The organism is Psychromonas algarum (assembly GCF_004376845.1).
GTDB lineage: Bacteria > Pseudomonadota > Gammaproteobacteria > Enterobacterales > Psychromonadaceae > Psychromonas.
Map to the genome: position 1 here is coordinate 63,645 of NZ_SNUW01000005.1, position 20,081 is coordinate 83,725.

The following is a 20,081-nucleotide window of genomic DNA, read 5'->3' on the forward strand; positions in this document are numbered from 1 at the left end:
GCGAATTTAATATGACAAATAACTCTGCACATTCTGTTTTCTCAGCTGATAATTTAAGTGATTGGTTAAATCATCTTGAACAATTACACCCTAATGCGATAGAACTTGGATTAGCTAGAATAACTGAAGTTGGTAAACGCCTTAATTTAATAGAGTTTGATGCAAAAGTGATCACCGTTGCTGGTACTAACGGCAAAGGAACAACCTGTGCTTACTTAGAAAAAATATTGATTGATGCAGGGTTTAAAGTTGGTGTCTATAGTTCACCACATATCCACCGTTATAATGAACGACTACGTATTAACTACCTTGAATTAGATGATCAAATTCATTGTGATGCTTTTGCTGTCATTGAAAAAGTACGAAAAGATATTTCCCTTAGCTATTTTGAATACGCTACATTAGCTTGTCTGTATCTTCTACAGCAACAAAACTGTGACTATATATTATTGGAAGTAGGGTTGGGTGGACGGTTGGATGCCACTAATATGGTTGAATCAGATATGAGTGTTATCACAACGATTGGTATTGATCATGTTGATTGGTTAGGCAGCGATCGAGATGTGATAGGTTTTGAAAAAGCAGGTGTATTTAGAGCAAACAAACCTGCCATCTGTGGTGAATTAGATGTGCCACAATCTATTATTGATCATGCTGAGTCAATGTCGACACAACTCAAATTAGCGTCAACTGATTTTAATATTGAAATGCTCGATGAGCAGCACTGGGCATGGCATGGTCAACAAACATTATCACCTATTAAACAAACTTTGATGCCAATGCAAAATGCCTCAACAGCATTAGCCGTTATCGAACAACTAAATTTAAATATTGCACCATCACAGTTAATAAAATCAATTGAAACAGCTTCTTTAGTAGGACGTTTGCAACACTTAAGTGGCTTGGCTTGTGATTTATATATTGATGTTGCACATAACCCTCAATCTGCAGAATATTTAGCATCACAACTGAAACGATTGCGCTCAGAAAAAGGTGATGATTGTAAAGTTCATGCAGTGGTTGGCATGCTTTCAGATAAAGATATGAGTGCAACATTAAGTGCGGTGAATGTAGAAATTACTGATTATACTTTTGTTAATTTGAACTGTTATAGGGGAGCTTCTGCAGATATGCTTTTAGCTGCCTACCAAAATAGTGCAAACAATAAACATAATGTGATTTGTTTTGAAAATGTTAGTACTGCTGTCGATAAGGTAGCAAAGAATGCGAAGGCATCTGATATAATTATTGTATTCGGTTCTTTTCATACCGTGTCAGACATATTAAGCAATTGGAAAGGGTAAAACGTGGCATCTCAGTTTAAAAATCGTTTAGTGGGTATTACTATTTTGGTCGCTCTTGTGGTTATTTTTTTACCCTCTTTAATTGATGGTGAAAAAACATCTTATCAACAAGAATTCGTTGGTACGCCGATCAAACCTAACCTAAAAGAGCATTCAAAGTCATTTCCTGATAATGATGGAATTAAAAATGATCAGATGGTTATTGAAGATGCAACTGATGCTAATGACCAGACTGCTACAACAACTGAATGGAAAGTTGAAGAGATCGCTGATACGGTAGATATTGATGATCAGCCCAAAACAGCGAAAGTTGTTCAAGCTCCAAAAGTAACTAAACCCGTTATAAAAGAAAAAAAATCTAGCTTCAATGATCCTGCATGGACGATTCAACTAGGTGCATTTCAAAATAAAGCAAACATAAACGTGTTATTGAAAAAATTAAAAAAAGCAGGTTTTCAAGTTCATACATCACCTAGAGAAGTGGTTGATGGGCAATTAACTCGCGTTTTTGTTGGTCCAGATGTTTCTAAGAAAAAGTTAGAAGCTAATTTACCTCGATTAAAACGCTTAACAAACTTAAATGGTAAATTAGTACCCTTTAATCCAATTGAACCTTAGTTTTTAAAGCCTTTTAAAATGATATCTGTTAGAATGCGCGCGTTAAATACTTACTACAAAGATTAGGGATAGTATGAATTGGTTTGACCTCGTCATTCTTGGCATAATTGGTTTTTCATCATTAATTAGTTTAATCCGAGGCTTCACAAAAGAAGCTATCTCTTTAGTTACTTGGTTTGCTGCCTTTTTTATTGCCAGCAACTTTTATCCAGAAGTAGCATTATTCCTCACTCAAATTCAAGATGAGCTCATTCGTAATAGTGCCGCCATCGCCATCTTATTTATCGCTACATTATTAATTGGTGCTTTAATCAATTACATCGTTAATCGTCTTGTTGCTGTTACTGGTTTGTCTGGTACTGATCGTATATTAGGCGTTGTTTTTGGCGCTATTCGCGGAGTATTAATTGTCAGCGCAATCCTATTCTTTATTGATTCCTTTACTTCATTTAATCAAACACCATGGTGGAAAGGATCAGTATTAACGCCTGAATTTGGCATTGTCATTGAATGGTTTTTTAATCATTTAGAAAATTCTTCAAGTTTTCTAAATAATATACAGCCAACAAAATAAACGTTGGTTAGCACAAATTAGTCACTTAATTTAAAGATACAATGATTGTATCTTTTGTGAATTATCTTAAATATAGAAAGGCTTTAACTTATGTGTGGAATAGTTGGTATCGTTGGTTCAACTCCTGTCAATCAAAGTATTTATGATGCATTGACCGTTTTACAACACCGAGGACAAGATGCTGCAGGTATTGTTACTACTTATAATGGTAACTTTAAACAACGTAAAGCAAATGGTTTAGTGAAAGATGTTTTTGAAACTAAACATATGCAACGCTTAAAAGGTAACAGTGGTATTGGTCACGTTCGTTACCCAACTGCTGGTAGTTCAAGTGCAGCAGAAGCTCAACCATTTTATGTTAACTCACCTTGGGGTATATCATTAGCACATAATGGTAACTTAACTAATGCTAAAGATTTACGTACAGCCTTAGTTAAATCTCGTCGCCATATTAATACGACTTCAGATTCTGAGTTACTACTAAATACATTTGCAGCTGAACTAGCAAAAATCACAGCAGATAGACTGCTACCTGAAGATATTTTTTCAGCAGTAACAAAAGTACATGAGCAGATTAGTGGCGCTTATGCTGTAACATCATTAATTATCGATCATGGTTTAGTTGCATTTAGAGACCCAGATGGCATTCGTCCTTTAGTATTAGGATCTCGCCAAACAGAAGAAGGTGACACTGAATATATCGTAGCTTCTGAAAGTGTTGGTTTGGACACTATTGGTTTTAAATTCATGCGTGATGTTGAACCAGGTGAAGCAATTTATATCACTGAAGACAGACAGCTACATACGCAACTTTGTGCTAAAAACACAAGCTTAACACCATGTATTTTTGAGTATGTTTATTTTGCTCGTCCTGACTCAACATTAAACGGCGTTTCTGTTTACGAAGCTCGTTTAGAAATGGGTCGTAAATTAGGTGCAAAAATTAAACGTGATTGGGCAGACTTAGATATCGATGCTGTTATTCCAATTCCAGAAACATCTAACGATATTGCTTTAGAAATCTCTGTTGAATTAGGTTTGCCTTACCGTCAAGGTTTTGTAAAAAATCGTTATATTGGTCGTACCTTTATTATGCCGGGTCAAAAGCAACGTCGTAAATCAGTACGTCGTAAGTTAAATCCGATTACAGCTGAATTCAAAGGTAAAAACGTACTATTAGTAGATGATTCTATTGTTCGAGGTACAACTTCTGAACAAATAATCGAAATGGTAAGAGAAGCGGGCGCCAAAAAAGTTTATCTTGCTTCTGCCGCACCTGAAGTTCGTTACCCGAATGTGTATGGTATTGACATGCCAACGCCTGAAGAATTAATTGCACATAGTCGTAATGTTGATCAAATAAGTGATTGTATTGGTACTGACCGTTTAATTTTCCAAGACTTACAAGATCTTAAAGATGCAGTAGGTAAACAAAACCCTGCAATCAAAGAATTTGAATGTTCAGTATTTGATGGAAAATATGTAACTAAAAATATCAATAAAGAATACTTTGATTATTTAGCAAGCTTACGTAGTGAAGATGCTAAAAAAATTCAAACTCAAAAAGAAGAAATTGCAAACTTAGAAATGTATAACGAATCTTAAGTTTGATTTAATATTTTTTTATTAAGCACAGCACTTGCTGTGCTTTTTTGTGTCTGAAATAAAATCATTAACATTTTTAAAAAGAAAAATTTTTAAATTATTTTATGAAAAATAATTTTTGTTTTTTTATTTTATGATGAAGATGGTTAAGTGTTTTTTTAAATTAAATTTTATTTTTAAAATGGAGTGAAAGTAAATTTTTTAAAGAAAACTGGCGTGAAATTTGTTGATGAGGTGAAAATATTTTTAAGTGAAAGTTATAGCAATCACAATAAATAGTTTATCGATTTAAATTTTAGATGAAAAAAACCAGCGGTTAAACTGGTTTTATCATTTTAATATTTCTAAATGGTAATATTTTAAATGTTAATTAAAATTCTGCAGTACCTGGAGCACGAGGGAATGCAATTACGTCACGAATATTTTGTACACCTGTTACGTAAGAAACTAAACGCTCAAATCCAAGACCAAAACCTGCATGAGGAACTGTTCCGTATTTACGTAAATCACGGTACCAACTATAGTCTTCTTTATCTAAACCCATCTCTTCAAGACGTTTATCTAAAGCAACTAAATCTTCTTCACGTTGACTACCACCAATAATTTCACCAATACCCGGTGCTAATACATCCATTGCTGCAACTGTTTTACCGTCTGCATTTAATTTCATGTAGAAAGCTTTAATATCTTTCGGGTAGTTTTGTAAAATAATTGGAGCACCTACATGTTCTTCAGCAAGGTAACGTTCATGTTCAGACTGTAAATCAACACCCCATTCAACAGGGTATTCGAATTTTTTACCACATTTTTGCAGGATCTCAATTGCATCCGTGTAATCCATACGAACAAATTCAGAACTGATCATATTTTCCAAACGTGTAATTGCATCTTTATCAACACGATCAGCAAAGAAAGCCATGTCATCTGCACGTTCAGTTAATACTGCATTGAATACATATTTCAACATATCTTCTGCAAGTTGTGCTGCATCAGCTAAATCTGCAAATGCAATTTCAGGCTCAACCATCCAGAATTCTGCTAAGTGACGTGTTGTATTTGAGTTTTCAGCTCGGAAAGTTGGACCAAATGTATAAACATTACTTAATGCACAAGCATAAGTTTCTGCATTTAACTGGCCAGAAACAGTTAGGAATGTTTCTTTACCGAAGAAATCTTTTTTGTAATCGATTTGACCTTCAGCATTACGCGGCAAGTTTTCTAAATCAAGTGTGCTCACTTGGAACATTTCACCTGCACCTTCACAGTCACTACCAGTAATAATAGGGGTACTGATCCAGTTAAATCCACGCTCATAAAAGAAGTTATGAATAGCATGTGATAAACAGTTACGAACACGTGTTACCGCACCAAACATATTTGTGCGAGGGCGTAAGTGCGCATGTTCACGCATGTATTCAATACTGTGACGTTTAGCTGACATTGGGTAAGTATCAGGGTCTTGTACAAAACCATGTACTTTAACTGCACTTGCTTGCAGTTCAAATTTTTGTCCTTTTCCTGGACTTTCAACTAATTCACCTGTGACTTCAACACTACAACCTGCAGACAAATTTAAAACATCAGAGCTATAATTTTCTAACTCAGCTGGAACAACCGCTTGAATTGGATCAAAACATGAACCGTCATAAATATTTAAAAATGAGATGCCAGCTTTTGAATCACGACGAGTACGGATCCAACCTTGAACAGTAACTTGGCTGCCTAATGTAAATTTGCTGTTGAAAATATCAACAATGGGTGTTTTTGACATCTTAAATAATGCTCCATGATCACAGTGTTAACTGTTTTATACTAAAAATTTTAATTGTTGCATATATTACCTTGGCTAGACTCAGATACAAGTATCTGACTAGATAATAATAACAATATTGCCTATAAAAGACTGATATTAAAATACTTACGAACGGTTATTTACAAACTTCATAAATTGCTTCACATAGGCAGTTTATTTGTTGTTGTGATGCAACATAAGGTGGCATTACATAAATCAATTTACCAAAAGGGCGGATCCAAACACCTAATTCCACAAATTGCTTTTGCACCGCAACCATATCAACCGCTTGTTTTAATTCCACCACACCAATTGCGCCTAGCACTCTAACACTTTGTACTTTATCTAGTGGCTGACATTTCTGTAATTCATTATTTAATTGAATAGAAATATTATTTACCAATTGCGGCCAGTCACAGGTTAATAATTTACACAAGTTTGCATTGGCCACTGCACAAGCTAAAGCATTGCCCATAAAAGTAGGCCCATGCATAAAAACACCTGCTTTTCCTTCGCTGATAGTTGTCGCTACTTTTGTTGTTGTTAATGTAGCGGCAAAGCTCATGTAACCACCTGTGATAGCTTTGCCTAAACATAAAATATCAGGACTAATATCAGCATGCTCACAAGCAAATAATTTACCGGTTCTGCCAAATCCTGTGGCGATTTCATCTGCAATTAATAAAACATTGTATTGATTACATAATTCTCTAGCGGCTTTTAGATAATTAGGATGATAGAAATACATCCCACCCGCGCCTTGCACAATAGGCTCGAGAATTAAAGCGGCAATATTTTCATGTTGAGTTGCTAATAGCGTGGTTAAATCATCCATGGCATTTTCTTGCCATGATTGGTCAAAACGAACACTGGGTTGTTCAGTAAAATAATTCCTAACCACAAAGTCTTGATACAATTCATGCATTGAACCTTCAGGGTCTGTCACACTCATGGCTGCAAAAGTATCACCGTGATATCCTTTTTTAAGCGCAACAAATTTAGTTTTGTTTTCTCCCAATGACTGCCAGTACTGTAATGCCATTTTCATTGCCACTTCAACGGCAACACTACCTGAATCACTAAAGAAGACTTTATCTAAACCTTTAGGGGTTATGTCTACTAATGTTTTAGCCAAATCAACCGCGGGTTGATGAGTTAATCCACCAAACATAATATGCGACATTTTTGATAATTGTTCTGTTGCTGCGTCATTAAGCTCTTTTACGTTATAACCAAATAAACAAGCCCACCATGATGCCATACCATCAATAAGTTTTTCACCTGACTGCAATGAGATCAAACAACCTTCTGCACTTTCAACTGGATAACAGGGAATAGGTGAAGTCATTGAAGTGTAAGGGTGCCAAATATGCTTTTTATCGTAATTTAAGTCGATATCAATGTTACTTAGTGATTTGATGCTCATATATTAACCAGATGTAAAGTAATTGTCGTGTTGTAGGTTGACAGTGTAACTTTCAACATTAAACTAACCAAATATTTTTCAAGTTAGGTTAATTAAAATGCTCAATACAACACATATTCGTCATGATTGGACTGTTTCAGAAGTAAATGCTCTATTTGAGTTACCTTTTATGGACTTAATGTTTCAAGCACAAACGGTTCACCGAGCACATTTTCCTAATAATCAAGTTCAAGTGAGTACACTTCTCTCAATTAAAACCGGGGCTTGTCCTGAAGATTGTAAATATTGCCCACAAAGCGCGCGTTATGATACAGGTCTTGAAAAAGAAACCTTAATGGAAGTTGAAAAAGTCATTAAAGCTGCTAAAGATGCAAAAGCAACCGGCTCAACACGTTTTTGTATGGGCGCAGCTTGGAAAAATCCAAAACAACGTGATATGCCTTATCTAGTTGAAATGATAAAAGAAGTTAAATCATTAGGCCTAGAGTCATGTATGACCTTAGGTATGTTAGACGACAAACAAGCACAGCAACTTTCGAGTGCTGGCTTAGATTATTACAATCATAACTTAGATACTTCTCCAGAATATTATGACCAAATTATCACCACACGAACTTACCAAGATAGATTAGATACATTAGATAATGTACGCAGTGCCGGCATGAAAGTATGTAGTGGTGGTATCGTAGGTTTAGGAGAAGAGGGTAAAGATCGATCAGGATTATTAGTGCAATTAGCTAACATGCCTGTACAACCTGAAAGTGTACCTATTAATAAATTAGTAAAAGTAAAAGGCACACCATTAGATAATGTCGACGATCTAGATGATTTTGAATTCATTAAAACCATTGCGATAGCTCGTATATTAATGCCTAAATCGCATGTACGTTTATCTGCAGGTCGCGAGGATATGTCAGAACAAACACAAGCTTTATGTTTTATGGCAGGAGCAAATTCAATTTTTTATGGCTGTAAATTATTAACAACAGCCAATCCAGACGAAAATTCAGATATGCGTTTGTTCAATAAATTAGGCATTAATAAAGAAGAAATTAACTTTTCTCCTTATGAAACTGAAAAGACAGTTGATGCGGCGATTATTCGCCACGCTGAAAAAGATGAATTATTTTACGATGCGACCAGTAAATTATAATGATGGCTTTTTCATTTATTAGTGAACAATTAGCACAACAAAAACAACAACATTTACATCGTTCCTCTGTTCCTGTTGAAGGTAAGCAGTCTCGATATATTACGGTTAATGGTAAACAATATCTTAATTTCTCTAGTAATGATTATCTTGGTTTAGCTTCTGATCCAGCTTTAATTAAAGCTTGGCAAAAAGGAGCTGACTTATTTGGTATAGGTAGTGGCGGCTCTTATTTAGTAACGGGCTACAACCAAGTTCATCATGATGTGACTCAGCAATTACAACAATGGTTAGGTGTAAATGCTATTGCATTATTTAGTTCTGGTTATTCAGCAAATCAAGCGATCATTAAGTTATTACTGTCTAAAAATGATCTCTTAATTCAAGATAAATTAAACCATGCTTCATTAATGGAAGCTGGAATGAATAGCCCTGTGAAAATGCAACGCTTCAAACATAATGATATGCAGCAATTAACTTCTATCTTGCAAGCTAATACAGAGATTAAGAATAAACTGGTTATTTCGGAAGGTGTTTTCAGTATGGATGGTGATCGTTCGCCTATTCAATTACTAAAACAACAATGCCAACAAAACAATGCATGGTTAATGATTGATGATGCACATGGTTTAGGGGTATTAGGAAAGAATGGTGCAGGTAGTCTTGCTGAACAAGAAGTCAGTAATAATGATGTTGAAATCTATATGGCTACTTTTGGTAAAGCATTAGGTGTTGGTGGGGCGTTTGTATCCGGCTCAAATGAATTAATTGATTACATTAATAACTTTTCAAAACCCTATATTTACACAACAGGTTTACCTCCTGCCATGGTTTACTGCATTGGTGAAGCGGCTAAACTAGCTGAAACACAACAATGGCGTCGGGATCATTTAAATGAACTCATCCAACATTTCAGGCTATTAGCCACTCAACTTGATATTCCTTTAATGTCTTCAACTACAGCTATTCAACCTGTATTAATCGGTCAGAGTGATCAAGCAATAAAAATGAGTCAGCTGTTAAAAGAAAGTGGAATTTATACAACCGCGATACGACCACCTACAGTACCAAACAATACTGCTCGATTACGTATTACGCTAACAGTTAATCACCAAAAGCAAGATATTGAATTTTTGGTCCAACAAATAAAACAGGCTCTCGATGCATACAATAACTGATAAAGAGGTCATTACTAATAAAGTGATTAATAAAAAAGCCATCGAAGCATCGTTCTCTAAAGCGGCACTTTTTTATGATCAATATGCAGACCTGCAAAGAGATATAGGGCATCACTTAATGATGTTAACGGGCAGTGCTATGTCAGCAACAGAGCAAAGCCATGTAAGAGCAAAATTGAATGCAACAAAAACGACTAAAATATTAGATTTGGGCTGTGGTACAGGTTACTTTTCTACTGAGTTAAATCAATTAGCAATTAATGAACCTAGAGTAACCTGCTTTGATTTATCACCTAAAATGTTAGCGCAAACAGCATTAAGAAATATCCCTCATTGTTGTTATGTTGAAGGTGATATCGATGCGCTTCCTTTTACAGAAAATCAATTTGATTTAATTTTTTCAAATTTAGTTTTGCAATGGAGCCAACAACTTCAACACTCTTTACAACAAATCAAACAAGCGCTTAATGATAATGGTCTATTATGTTTCTCTACTTTATTAGATGGTTCATTAATGGAATTAAAAGAAGCGTGGAAGCAAGTAGACAATCATTCTCATATCAATACATTTTTAACGGAACAGGAAGTTAAAGAAGCCTTATATCAAGCTGGATATAAAAATGTAACCTTAACCACAGAAACACGAGTCAAAAAATATAACGATGTTGTTTCAGTGATGAAAGCACTAAAAGGTATCGGTGCAAATCATGTTCATGATGGTCCTAAAAAAACATTATCAGGGCGGAATTTATTGAAAAAATTACAACAAGGATACCAACCTTTTGTCGATACAGAGGGTTTATATAACTTAAGTTATCAGGTTTGTTATGTTGTTGCTTGTCGTTAAATACCTTTTCATCATCCTAAACCAAAAGAGAAAAAATGAATCATCCAACTTCAAGCACATTATTTCCAGGCACTTATTTTGTTACTGGAACAGATACCGATGTAGGTAAAACAATTTGTACTAAAGCGTTGTTACAAGCAGCTAATAAACAACAAAAAAGTACATTAGCTTATAAACCTATTTCCGCAGGTTGCGATGAAACGTCTCAAGGATTACGCAATGAAGATGCGCTTATTCTTCAACAGAATAGTCATATTAACGTTGCCTATGAGGCGATTAATCCTATTGCTTATAAACAACCAATAGCACCACATATTGCAGCCATTGAGAATAAGCGCAATATTGATCTTACGCTCATTGATCAAGGTTTACTTTTTTTACAGCAACAGAAACCAGACTATTTATTTGTAGAAGGAGCTGGCGGTTGGCATTTACCAGTGGATCATAAAAAGCTATTTTCTGAATGGGTGATTGAACATAAACTACCAATCATTTTAGTGGTTGGATTAAAGTTAGGTTGTTTAAATCATGCTTTATTAACAGTAGAAAGCATTAAACAAGCTGGTTTACCGATTGCAGGCTGGATTGCAAATCACTTACAATCCGACATGCCTTATGTGGAACAGAATATTGATACCTTGAGTGCTTATATTAACGCACCTTTGTTAGCTGAAATTCCATTTTTACAGGATATTAATAACCAAGATTTAGCTTCATATATCAATATTAATTTCTAATTTTTTATTAAACCGCATCCATAACTAAACCTTTTTTTCTGGTATTTCAGCCGTTATAACTAGTCTTTTAAAAAACCACTTTCGCCAAGGAAGTGGCATCATAGGAATAACAATCAACAATATACCAATGGCTGTAAATAAATCAGGTACTTCATCAAACCAAATAATGCCAAATAAGGTGACAAAAGCGAGTCCAGAATACTCTGCTAGTGCAATACTGCTGACAGCCGCTTTTTTGTAGGCAATAACAACTAAAGCGTGGTAACCCAACACAAATACATTAATCGCCACAATCCATAATATATTAGTCAGTGATACTGCTTGCCAATTAAATAAAGCTAAAAATAAAGCTAATGGTAAAGTCATTAATGTTGTCCAAAAAAGTGTAGAAATTAAATGTTGTCCTGGTGGTAAACGGCGAATAAAAATATTAGTGAATGCCATGGTGAGGGCACTACCTAAAGCAACAATGGCGGCCCAATGAAATTGCTCTGGACGTAAGACAATTAACACGCCAACAAAGCCAATTCCTGTAGCAATATATTTACCTAATGGTGGTGTTTCCTTAAGTAATAATATTGACATTGGTAACATCATTAATGGCGCAACATAAAACATGGCATTAGCTGTTGCGAGAGTTAGATGGGTAATGGCAATCATTGCACAAGCACTGCCTCCCACAATAAATTGTGCTCTCCAAAATGTGATTTTACAACATCCTTCTTTGTATTTTTCCTTAGGTAACTTTAACCAAAAAGGAAGAATAAAAAGTAAGCTGATAATTTGTCGGATAAACACGTATTGAAAAGTTGGTACTTCACCATTGAGTACCTTTAAAGATACGTCTGAAAGTGACGCTAATAAATTAGCCAATACAAGAAGTAATATGGCTTGGCTAACGGATTTTTGTTGCATAGTTTTTCCGACAAGAAGATGAGTTCGTTAGTGTGATTGGTATTAGAGATCACGTAGGGCGAGGCATTATACACAAAAGTTTATTTGCGTATAGTCTGTTTTTATCGATATAAAGCGTGGAAGTTATACCACTTAGAATGGATATGAGTCATAAGCATTATATGGTTCATTTAAATTGACTCTTGATATCAAATAGACCGCTTTATTCAGCGGCCTTTAGCATTTTTTATTTAGCTTTTCGGTCAATACAGCCAAGGTCTTTTTCTGGTGCAATAACGTCTCGAACATATTTTTTGAGTTCGGTAATTTCAGGAAAACGTCCCATTTCTTTACGTGACCAAATACACTGTCCATTAGCAAATATTTCAAATATACCGTCAGTACCAGGCAGTAATGAAAGCTCATGAATATCATCTTCAAATGTGCTTAATAACTCTTGTGCCATCCACGATGAACGCAGTAACCAGCGACATTTACGGCAATACTTTATTTCTATTTTATTCATCTGCTTATGCCTTTTAAATATTCATGCTTAATACAACAAACTGTATAACTTACGGCGATATGTTGAGACTAACGCAGCATCTTCAACCGTCGCTAAAATATCTAACATGGTCTTTTTGGCTTCACCATTTTCATAACCTAAGTCCGAACATAATAGGTTATATAACAAGTTCAGCGCCTCTGTATAACGTTTTGCTTGGTGATATTGAATAGCGAGTTGGAATTGAATTGGTTTTTTATCTTCGGCCGTTAATAAACTTTCTTCTAAAGCTGAAATTTCTGGGGTTTGAGATGATTGCTCTGCTAATTCTAATTCTGACATTAAGCTATGGTAGATCATGTTTTGATCTGCCATAGGAATAACAGATAGTATCGGTTTTGCATTTTCAAATTCCCCTAATGCCAAATAAATTTGTGCTACAGCTAACTTTATTTGGTTATCTTCAGGGTTTAGTTTTTGAGCTTGTAAAATAGTAGATTTCGCCTCAAGGAGATTACCTTGAGCAAATAAGGTCTGTGCATCTGCTAATAATGCTAACGCTGGGTCAGGTAAATGTTTTTTAATGAAATCATTAATAAATTGAGTGCTTTGTTCTCCAGCAAACCCATCAACACCTTGTCCATTAACAAACATATATGCTGTTGGAACACTTTTAATGTCAAAATGTTGCACAATCTGTTGTTCTATATCGCAATTTACTTTTGCTAATGTGAATGCGTTTGCATGTTCGCGTTGTAACTGTTCAATTAATGGTATTAAAGACTGACAAATCGAGCACTGGTTCGACCAAAATACAGCTAATACTGGTTTATTGACAGAGCCTTGCGCGATAATAGTTTGAAAATTTTGCGCAGTAACATCAAAAATATCTGCTTGCATTTTAACCTCTTATTGTGTGAAAACGTTTTATAAAAATAGTTTGTCATGATACTTGATGATACAAACTCATCAAGGACTGAGTGATAGATTAGCAATTGATTATCATATAAAAAGGTGAGCACTAGCAACAATGTCATAAATATTTATAAAGAGCGTTAATCTGTTGACTTTAACGCTTGTTTTTAAAGGCTTGCAAAAGTAACATTGAACGCTCAATTAAAGGAGCATTTACATGTTAACAGGTAGTATTGTCGCACTCGTAACCCCGATGGACCAAACTGGTGAAATTGATTTTCTCGCATTAAAAGAACTAGTAGAGTTCCACATAAAATCAAACACGACTGCCATTGTTGCTGTAGGCACAACTGGTGAATCAGCAACTTTAAGCGTTGATGATCATGTTAAGGTTGTTGAGCGAGTTATTAGTTATGCAGCAGGGCGTATTCCTGTTATTGCTGGTAACGGTGCTAATTCAACGTCTGAAGCAATCGCATTAAGCAAATTATTCACCAATAGCGGTATTGCAGCTGGTTTAAATGTGACACCTTATTACAATAAACCAACGCAAGAAGGTTTATACCAACATTATAAAGCGATTGCAGAATCCTGTGAATTACCACAAATTTTATACAATGTACCTGGCCGAACAGCCGTTGATATGTTGCCTGAAACTGTTGCTCGTTTAGCAGAGATCCCTAATATTATTGGTATTAAAGAAGCAACGGGTGATTTAGAACGCTTAAAAGAATTAAAAGCATTATTACCTGAAGATTTCTTATTATACAGTGGTGATGATGCAACGGGTTGTGATTTTATGTTACAAGGTGGTCATGGTGTCATCTCAGTAACAACTAATGTTGCTCCTGTAGAAATGGTTGAGATGTGTAAATTTGCACTAAATGGTGAAGCAGATAAAGCACTCGCGATTCATCAACAGCTATTACCTGTTCATACCAACTTATTCCTAGAAGCAAATCCAATTCCAGTAAAATGGGCATGTTCAGAACTAGGTTTGATCCCTAACTCAGTTTTACGTTTACCGTTAACGATTTTATCTGAGCAACACCAAAGTACTGTTCGTAACGCATTAATCGAAGCTAAACTACTTTCATGAACAAAAAGATAGCGTTAACTAAATTAGCTGGTGTTATTGCACTAGCTCTTTCTGTTTCTAGTTGTGTTCGTTTTGAAACAAGGACACAAGCAGAAGGAAAGTATAAGTACCTAGATGCAACACTTATAGATAAATACAATACGGGTGATTTTACTAACGATGAGCAGCGCCCGACTTATGACATTCAAGCGCTTACTGAAGAACAAGAAAATCTTGGTTTATTAGGTAAAAAAGTAGATGTTCGACCTCCTAAACAGTTGATGTCGGTATTAGAAGGGGTGCTATTAGACCCCGATCCTACACAGACTAAAGTGTGGTTTAATGCCTTTAAAAACGATGACAACATTCAACAAACGGTTTGGGATTTATTACTTGCTTATTTTGATTCAAAAAATGCAACATCACTTACCTCTGACAGAGCTGCACTAACCATCAATACGGGTCCTGTGATCCGTGAACAATCTTATGGTTATTTTTTTAGTCGTAATTATGTTCGTGACGAAGGTGTTTATAATATTCAACTTCTCAATGGAACGGATGGTAGAAGTGTTGGAGTCGCTGTTGATGTTCAAAATTTTGAAGAATTAAACGATGGTGAACCTGTAGAGCAAATTTTAGCGGGCGATACTAAACGTGGTATTGAATTAGCATTAATCAACGATATGTTGAAGTTTGCTTTCTTGAAAAAAGAAGCTGAAGAACTGCAAGCTGCTGATAACAAACCATTACCAATAAAACTTGGATTTGATGATAATCATCAAACGGCATGGGTTATTGATGCAGATTTCGTTGATGCATGGCGTAAGTTACCTAAGTTGTTAGCTTTAATGAGTTTTAGCATGGTTGAAGAGGATAAAAATCTTGGCTATTTCTTAGTTGATTTTGACTCTCAAGATCCTGAGTATTGGGCAGAAAATAACCTAAACCCTATTAATTTAGAAGAAGGTGAATATTTTGTTCAATTGGGTGAATTAACTGGAGGTGATACATCACTTATTTGGTTAGATGCAGATAAGCAACCATTAACTGAGCAACAAGTGACTGACTTGTACCTGAGTATTACCAGTAATATTCGTAGTGTTACACTAGAAAAAGATATCCAAACCATTTTATACTAGGAATCAAGCAAGTAAAAATGATGTAAATATCTATTAAATAACCTAGTTACTATTAACTAGGTTATTTTTTTTCCTGCTCATTTTCTTCTCGTTCCCTTTCTTTCTTTTCTCTGATTTCCTGTAAAAGACTTTCAGGGACTTTCATTTTGGCACTTTTTCTTATCAATAAGATATTATAAATAATAATGCCGACTACCAGTACAACAACAAATATTCCCCATCCGACAGACATATTATTTCCCCTTTACATAAGCAAAATGATAGGTAAAAAAAAGCAGGCCATAATAAGTATTATGACCTGCTCTTTATAGTAACCGTAAATTAACGATTAGCTAGTATTAGTCGATAAGATTGTATTGCTCGCGAAGAATATCGATAATTTCTTGCTTAGGATTTTCTGAGAGAATTATCTTTTCACCGATAATTTTTTCAGCAATACCCGTGTAAGTTTTAGAAATTTCCATTAATACGCTTTCTGGTAAAGCATTATCTTTTGCTAATGCAAAACGCTCTTCCATACGATCTTTATTTAATAAAATATCAGGATCAGGGAAATGCTTTAACAATAATTGACGGAAGTCTTCTTTTGAGTTTTCAACAATCTTACCTTCACGATAAGCTGCGCCATCCCAAATTCTAGATGAATCAGGTGTTCCAACTTCATCCATGTATATTAGTTTTTCATTGCCTGCTTTATCTGTTACATAACCAAATTCAAATTTAGTATCAACAAAGATTTGATCAATTTTAGCAAGTTCAGCACTGATCACATCAAAACCTTCTTTTAATAGTTTTTCGTAATCAGCAATGTGAGAAGGAGACGTAAAGTTAAATGCAGCAAAGTTATCTTCTATATTTTGACGTGTAATATTCACATCATCAACTTCTTGAACACCCGGTACACCTTTCAAAATACCTTTGGTAGAAGGAGTGATCAATAATTCTGGTAATTTTGTATTATTTTCAAGACCTTCTGAAATAGAAATACCACTGAATTCACGTTCACCTTTTTCATAAGCACGCCACATTGAACCCGTAATATATTGACGGGCAATCGCTTCAATCATGATCGGACGTGCTTTTTGAACAATCCATACAAATGGATGAGGAATATCTAAAATATGACTATCAGCTAAACCTTGCTCTTTAAATAATGCAAACCAGTGATTCGAAATCGCATTAAGTGCAGCGCCTTTTCCAGGAACACCATGCATACCGCCTTCGCCGTGCCAGATACAATCAAATGCAGAAATACGATCACTGATAACCATAATTGCCAAAGGAGCATCGGCAGCAACATCATAGCCTTTCTCTTCAATTAAGCGTTTGCTGTCTTCAGCGGTTAGCCAGTACACTGAACGCACTTTACCACTGTGGACTGGCTGATCTGTACGAATAGGTAAATCGTTGTTTACAGCTAATACTTTATCGGCAAAACTCATAAAAATGTCCTATAAAAAGTCAAAGTGAGCAGAAAACTCTGCATCAAATAATAAAGTCAGGATAATAGCAGATTGTACCTATATTTTCATATCAAAAAGGCGGGATATTCGCATGGCAAAAGATTTTACATTTAAAAAATTTCATATAAATGCTTTTCAGTGTGGTATGCCAGTAAGTACAGATGCCATTTTATTAGGCGCATGGGCTGCAATTGAAAAAAGCCAATCTATTTTAGATATTGGGTGTGGTACAGGTGTGTTAGCTATTATGTGTGCTCAGCGAAATTTAAAAGCAAATATTGACGCTGTAGAAATTGAACAAAATGCTTTTAACGCAGCACAACAAAACTGTACTAATAGTCCTTGGTCAAACAGACTTAACGTACATCATATTGGGATTGAAGTATTTGTAAAAAAGAAGCTTACTTTTGACGCTATTATTTGTAATCCCCCTTATTTTAATTCAGGCGAAACCTCGAATAATCTACAGCGAGCCATCGCAAGGCATAGCATCGCTTTAACACATCAAAATTTATTACATTATTGTGTGCAATTATTAAATGTAAAAGGCAATGCGAGCTTTGTATTACCTAAAGTGGAAGGGCAGGCTTTTATAAATTTATTGTTGCAATTAAATCTTCCATTGCAATTAACTCGTGTTATAGATGTAAAAACCACCGTTAATAAAGTCGCTAACCGTGTTTTAATCGAATTAACTAAACACAGTGAATATACAGAAAAAAGTGAATATACAGAAAAAAGTGAATATACAGAAAAAAGTGAATATGCAGAAAATAGCTATCAACAATTAATTATTCATGATGGTGAAGGCTATAGCCAAGATTTTATTGCTTTAACAAAAGATTTTTATTTAAAAATGTAACTTCGCTAAGTAAAAGATTTGTTTATGTTTCATAATCAAAAAATTGGCGATGTTCTTTCCCTGCACTAAAACTACTAATCTTATTTGGGTGTTTATAATTAGTCCATTTTGCAACTTGTGAACCTTTATTTAAATGAGGAAATGTTTGCCCTGTTTTATATGGTAGATCTAAAAACAGAAATAATTTTCTAAGGCTATTTACATCACTTAAGTTAATACAAATAAGATCATCTCTGCCTTCAAAGTAGCTTTCCACTTTACGCTGATGGTTTACATAACACTTTTCTAAATGTTTTTCTGATAAGAGATCTTCTTGTGTAAGTTGGAATGTTTCATTAAAAGAACGTTTTAATACCGGACTAAAATGTCCTTCTTTAGGTAATAAACCGGGGGCCATTTTTAATAATAAAGCTTGCATTGATGGTACCCACAAAGAAAGCTCTCTGGTTAAATAAATGAACTTTGAATGAGGGAAAAGTTTATCTAGCTGTTCAAAATCAGAAAAACAAGGCGCATCTGAAATCACATCTGCAAGCTCAAAAGCATGTTTGGTAAATGCCGTATGTGCAACTTTAAAACCAACGTCTAACATCGCAACACTGATACTTGTTGTGCCAGTTCTAGGTAATCCGATAATAAATATTTTAGGCATGAGCGACACTTATTAAGTTAAGTAATATCTGAATAGGAGATATCTGAGGTTATTAAATTGTTCCATCAATCATAGTTAATGATCACATTGATTAACCTTGAAATGAATAATAATGAAGAGATAAGTTGTTATCTTTTAAACCTTTACATCATCTTCTACATTTAGCTGCATGTTAACAGAGAGTTGAATATGAAATCTCATTTCTATAATAAAGACGGTTATTTTGTGAACAGGCTAAAGTGAACTTTGTGACATCACGCGTTTGTATAGCTCAGGTTAAGTGCTAGTCTTAATTTTTTACATATCAATAACAAGTCCACAACAAATCATCAATAGATAAAATGGAGTTATTATCATGAATAATACATTTAAGAAAGGACTAATAGGTTTAGCATGCTTATTTTCAGTTAATGTAATGGCTGAAAACTATACGATTGGTACAGGAAGTCAGAGTGGTACTTATTATCCATTAGGCGGGATCCTAGCTAAAATTTGGAGCGAAAAAATTGATAACTTTGATATGCGCGCTGAAGTGACAGCGGCATCTGTTGAAAACACGATTAAAGTTTCCACCAATAAACAACTTGCTGGTATTGCGATGGGGAATGTTGTGTTACAAGCGCATCAAGGTGTTAAACCTTTCCCTCGAAAAATGGACGTGTCAGTGCTATTTGCCCTATATCCTAACGTAGTGCAATTTATTGTACCGGCAGATTCAGATATTAAATCAATACAAGATTTAAAAGGGAAACGTATCTCATTAGGTGCACCAGGCTCAGGTACTAGAGTGAGTTCAACTAACATCTTGGCTGCATTAGGTATTACAGAAAATGATATTGACGCTCAATCTCTTAACTACACGGCAACAACAAATGCGCTTTCTGCAGGGCAGATAGATGCGGGTGCCATCGTAGGTAGTATTGGCGTTGGCGCAATTACAGAATTAGCATTCACACATAATATTCGTATTTTATCTTTTACTCCTGAGGAGCTTAAAGCCGTTTCTGACAGTAATGAGTCGTATCAAGTAATAGAAGTTCCTGCTGGTAGTTATAAAAATGTAAATGCATTTAATGCACCTGCGGTATGGAATATTTTAGTGGTAAATAAAAATATGGATACCGATCTAGCTTATGAAATGACCAAAGTTGCTTTCGAAAATATGAAAGAAATTAATCAAGTGATTAGCGTGACTAAATTTACAACGATCCAAAACATGAACAAATTAAAAGGAATTGAGCTACATCCAGGAGCTTTAAAATACTATAAAGAAAATATGTAATATGAATTAAGCCCATCAAATGCTTAATAGATTTGATGGGTCTTGCTAACAACGAACTCA

Annotated in this window: 20 protein-coding genes; 12 read left to right on the plus strand and 8 right to left on the minus strand. The window is 35.0% G+C overall.

Features of this window, described 5'->3' with window-relative positions; translation table 11 throughout:
• Window positions 1-11 precede the first annotated feature (11 nt).
• From folC to purF, 4 genes are all read left to right on the plus strand, one after another.
• Window positions 12-1,304 carry a bifunctional tetrahydrofolate synthase/dihydrofolate synthase gene (gene folC / locus E2R68_RS05470; RefSeq protein ID WP_134276494.1) on the plus strand — a complete coding sequence of 431 codons (1,293 nt, stop codon included), beginning with the start codon at window positions 12-14 and terminating at the stop codon, window positions 1,302-1,304.
• A 3-nt stretch (window positions 1,305-1,307) separates the two neighbouring features.
• Complete coding sequence (locus E2R68_RS05475) at window positions 1,308-1,922, plus strand: SPOR domain-containing protein (protein ID WP_134276495.1); 615 nt, start codon at window positions 1,308-1,310, stop codon at window positions 1,920-1,922.
• Window positions 1,923-1,995: 73 nt separating this feature from the next.
• The gene (locus tag E2R68_RS05480) at window positions 1,996-2,496 is read left to right on the plus strand and encodes a CvpA family protein (RefSeq protein WP_134276496.1); all 501 of its coding nucleotides are present in this window, start codon (window positions 1,996-1,998) and stop codon (window positions 2,494-2,496) included.
• Window positions 2,497-2,586: 90 nt separating this feature from the next.
• Window positions 2,587-4,101, plus strand: a complete 1,515-nt coding sequence (purF, locus tag E2R68_RS05485) for an amidophosphoribosyltransferase (protein WP_134276497.1) — start codon at window positions 2,587-2,589, stop codon at window positions 4,099-4,101.
• A 370-nt stretch (window positions 4,102-4,471) separates the two neighbouring features.
• Here the strand turns inward: purF and asnS are convergent, their stop codons facing one another.
• Complete coding sequence (gene asnS / locus E2R68_RS05490; protein WP_134276498.1) at window positions 4,472-5,872, minus strand: asparagine--tRNA ligase; 1,401 nt, start codon at window positions 5,870-5,872, stop codon at window positions 4,472-4,474.
• Between the two features lie 157 nt (window positions 5,873-6,029).
• Window positions 6,030-7,319 carry an adenosylmethionine--8-amino-7-oxononanoate transaminase gene (bioA, locus tag E2R68_RS05495; RefSeq protein WP_134276499.1) on the minus strand — a complete coding sequence of 430 codons (1,290 nt, stop codon included), beginning with the start codon at window positions 7,317-7,319 and terminating at the stop codon, window positions 6,030-6,032.
• Between the two features lie 97 nt (window positions 7,320-7,416).
• Between bioA and bioB the strand changes: the two genes are divergently transcribed.
• Genes bioB through bioD form a run of 4 tightly spaced genes read left to right on the plus strand, consistent with a single transcriptional unit; the run spans window position 7,417 to window position 11,231 of the window.
• Complete coding sequence (gene bioB, locus E2R68_RS05500) at window positions 7,417-8,472, plus strand: biotin synthase BioB (protein WP_134276500.1); 1,056 nt, start codon at window positions 7,417-7,419, stop codon at window positions 8,470-8,472.
• Entirely contained in the window at window positions 8,472-9,647 is a 1,176-nt protein-coding gene (bioF, locus tag E2R68_RS05505) for an 8-amino-7-oxononanoate synthase (RefSeq protein ID WP_243834611.1), read from the plus strand. The genes bioB and bioF overlap by 1 nt, the downstream gene beginning before the upstream one ends.
• A complete protein-coding gene (gene bioC / locus E2R68_RS05510; RefSeq protein WP_134276501.1) occupies window positions 9,631-10,494 on the plus strand; it encodes a malonyl-ACP O-methyltransferase BioC in 864 nt (287 codons plus the stop codon). The genes bioF and bioC overlap by 17 nt, the downstream gene beginning before the upstream one ends.
• 35 nt (window positions 10,495-10,529) lie before the next feature.
• Window positions 10,530-11,231, plus strand: a complete 702-nt coding sequence (gene bioD, locus E2R68_RS05515) for a dethiobiotin synthase (RefSeq protein WP_134276502.1) — start codon at window positions 10,530-10,532, stop codon at window positions 11,229-11,231.
• A 24-nt stretch (window positions 11,232-11,255) separates the two neighbouring features.
• Here bioD and E2R68_RS05520 read toward each other — a convergent pair whose 3' ends face one another.
• The 3 genes from E2R68_RS05520 to E2R68_RS05530 form a co-directional block, all read right to left on the minus strand.
• Window positions 11,256-12,146 carry a DMT family transporter gene (locus E2R68_RS05520; RefSeq protein WP_134276503.1) on the minus strand — a complete coding sequence of 297 codons (891 nt, stop codon included), beginning with the start codon at window positions 12,144-12,146 and terminating at the stop codon, window positions 11,256-11,258.
• 226 nt (window positions 12,147-12,372) lie between these two features.
• Window positions 12,373-12,651, minus strand: a complete 279-nt coding sequence (locus tag E2R68_RS05525) for an Rdx family protein (protein WP_134276504.1) — start codon at window positions 12,649-12,651, stop codon at window positions 12,373-12,375.
• Between the two features lie 27 nt (window positions 12,652-12,678).
• Window positions 12,679-13,530, minus strand: coding sequence for a tetratricopeptide repeat protein (locus E2R68_RS05530; RefSeq protein WP_134276505.1), 852 nt, complete (start codon window positions 13,528-13,530; stop codon window positions 12,679-12,681).
• 232 nt (window positions 13,531-13,762) lie between these two features.
• On the opposite strand from E2R68_RS05530, the gene dapA reads away from it, so the two are divergent.
• Together dapA and bamC are read left to right on the plus strand one after the other, a co-directional pair.
• Window positions 13,763-14,644: a 4-hydroxy-tetrahydrodipicolinate synthase gene (dapA, locus tag E2R68_RS05535; RefSeq protein ID WP_134276506.1), complete on the plus strand. Its 882-nt coding sequence runs from the start codon at window positions 13,763-13,765 to the stop codon at window positions 14,642-14,644.
• Complete coding sequence (bamC, locus tag E2R68_RS05540) at window positions 14,641-15,762, plus strand: NlpB/DapX family lipoprotein (protein WP_134276507.1); 1,122 nt, start codon at window positions 14,641-14,643, stop codon at window positions 15,760-15,762. The genes dapA and bamC overlap by 4 nt, the downstream gene beginning before the upstream one ends.
• A 61-nt stretch (window positions 15,763-15,823) precedes the next feature.
• Here bamC and E2R68_RS05545 read toward each other — a convergent pair whose 3' ends face one another.
• The gene (locus tag E2R68_RS05545) at window positions 15,824-15,994 is read right to left on the minus strand and encodes a DUF2897 family protein (RefSeq protein ID WP_134276508.1); all 171 of its coding nucleotides are present in this window, start codon (window positions 15,992-15,994) and stop codon (window positions 15,824-15,826) included.
• Between the two features lie 106 nt (window positions 15,995-16,100).
• Window positions 16,101-17,204 carry a phosphoribosylaminoimidazolesuccinocarboxamide synthase gene (locus E2R68_RS05550; protein WP_134276509.1) on the minus strand — a complete coding sequence of 368 codons (1,104 nt, stop codon included), beginning with the start codon at window positions 17,202-17,204 and terminating at the stop codon, window positions 16,101-16,103.
• Between the two features lie 112 nt (window positions 17,205-17,316).
• On the opposite strand from E2R68_RS05550, the gene E2R68_RS05555 reads away from it, so the two are divergent.
• The gene (locus E2R68_RS05555) at window positions 17,317-18,087 is read left to right on the plus strand and encodes a tRNA1(Val) (adenine(37)-N6)-methyltransferase (RefSeq protein WP_134276510.1); all 771 of its coding nucleotides are present in this window, start codon (window positions 17,317-17,319) and stop codon (window positions 18,085-18,087) included.
• Between the two features lie 22 nt (window positions 18,088-18,109).
• Here the strand turns inward: E2R68_RS05555 and E2R68_RS05560 are convergent, their stop codons facing one another.
• Window positions 18,110-18,739 (minus strand): sulfotransferase, encoded by a 630-nt coding sequence (locus E2R68_RS05560; protein WP_134276511.1) that lies wholly within the window; start codon window positions 18,737-18,739, stop codon window positions 18,110-18,112.
• 355 nt (window positions 18,740-19,094) lie between these two features.
• On the opposite strand from E2R68_RS05560, the gene E2R68_RS05565 reads away from it, so the two are divergent.
• A complete protein-coding gene (locus E2R68_RS05565) occupies window positions 19,095-20,021 on the plus strand; it encodes a TAXI family TRAP transporter solute-binding subunit (RefSeq protein ID WP_134276512.1) in 927 nt (308 codons plus the stop codon).
• Window positions 20,022-20,081: the final 60 nt, after the last annotated feature.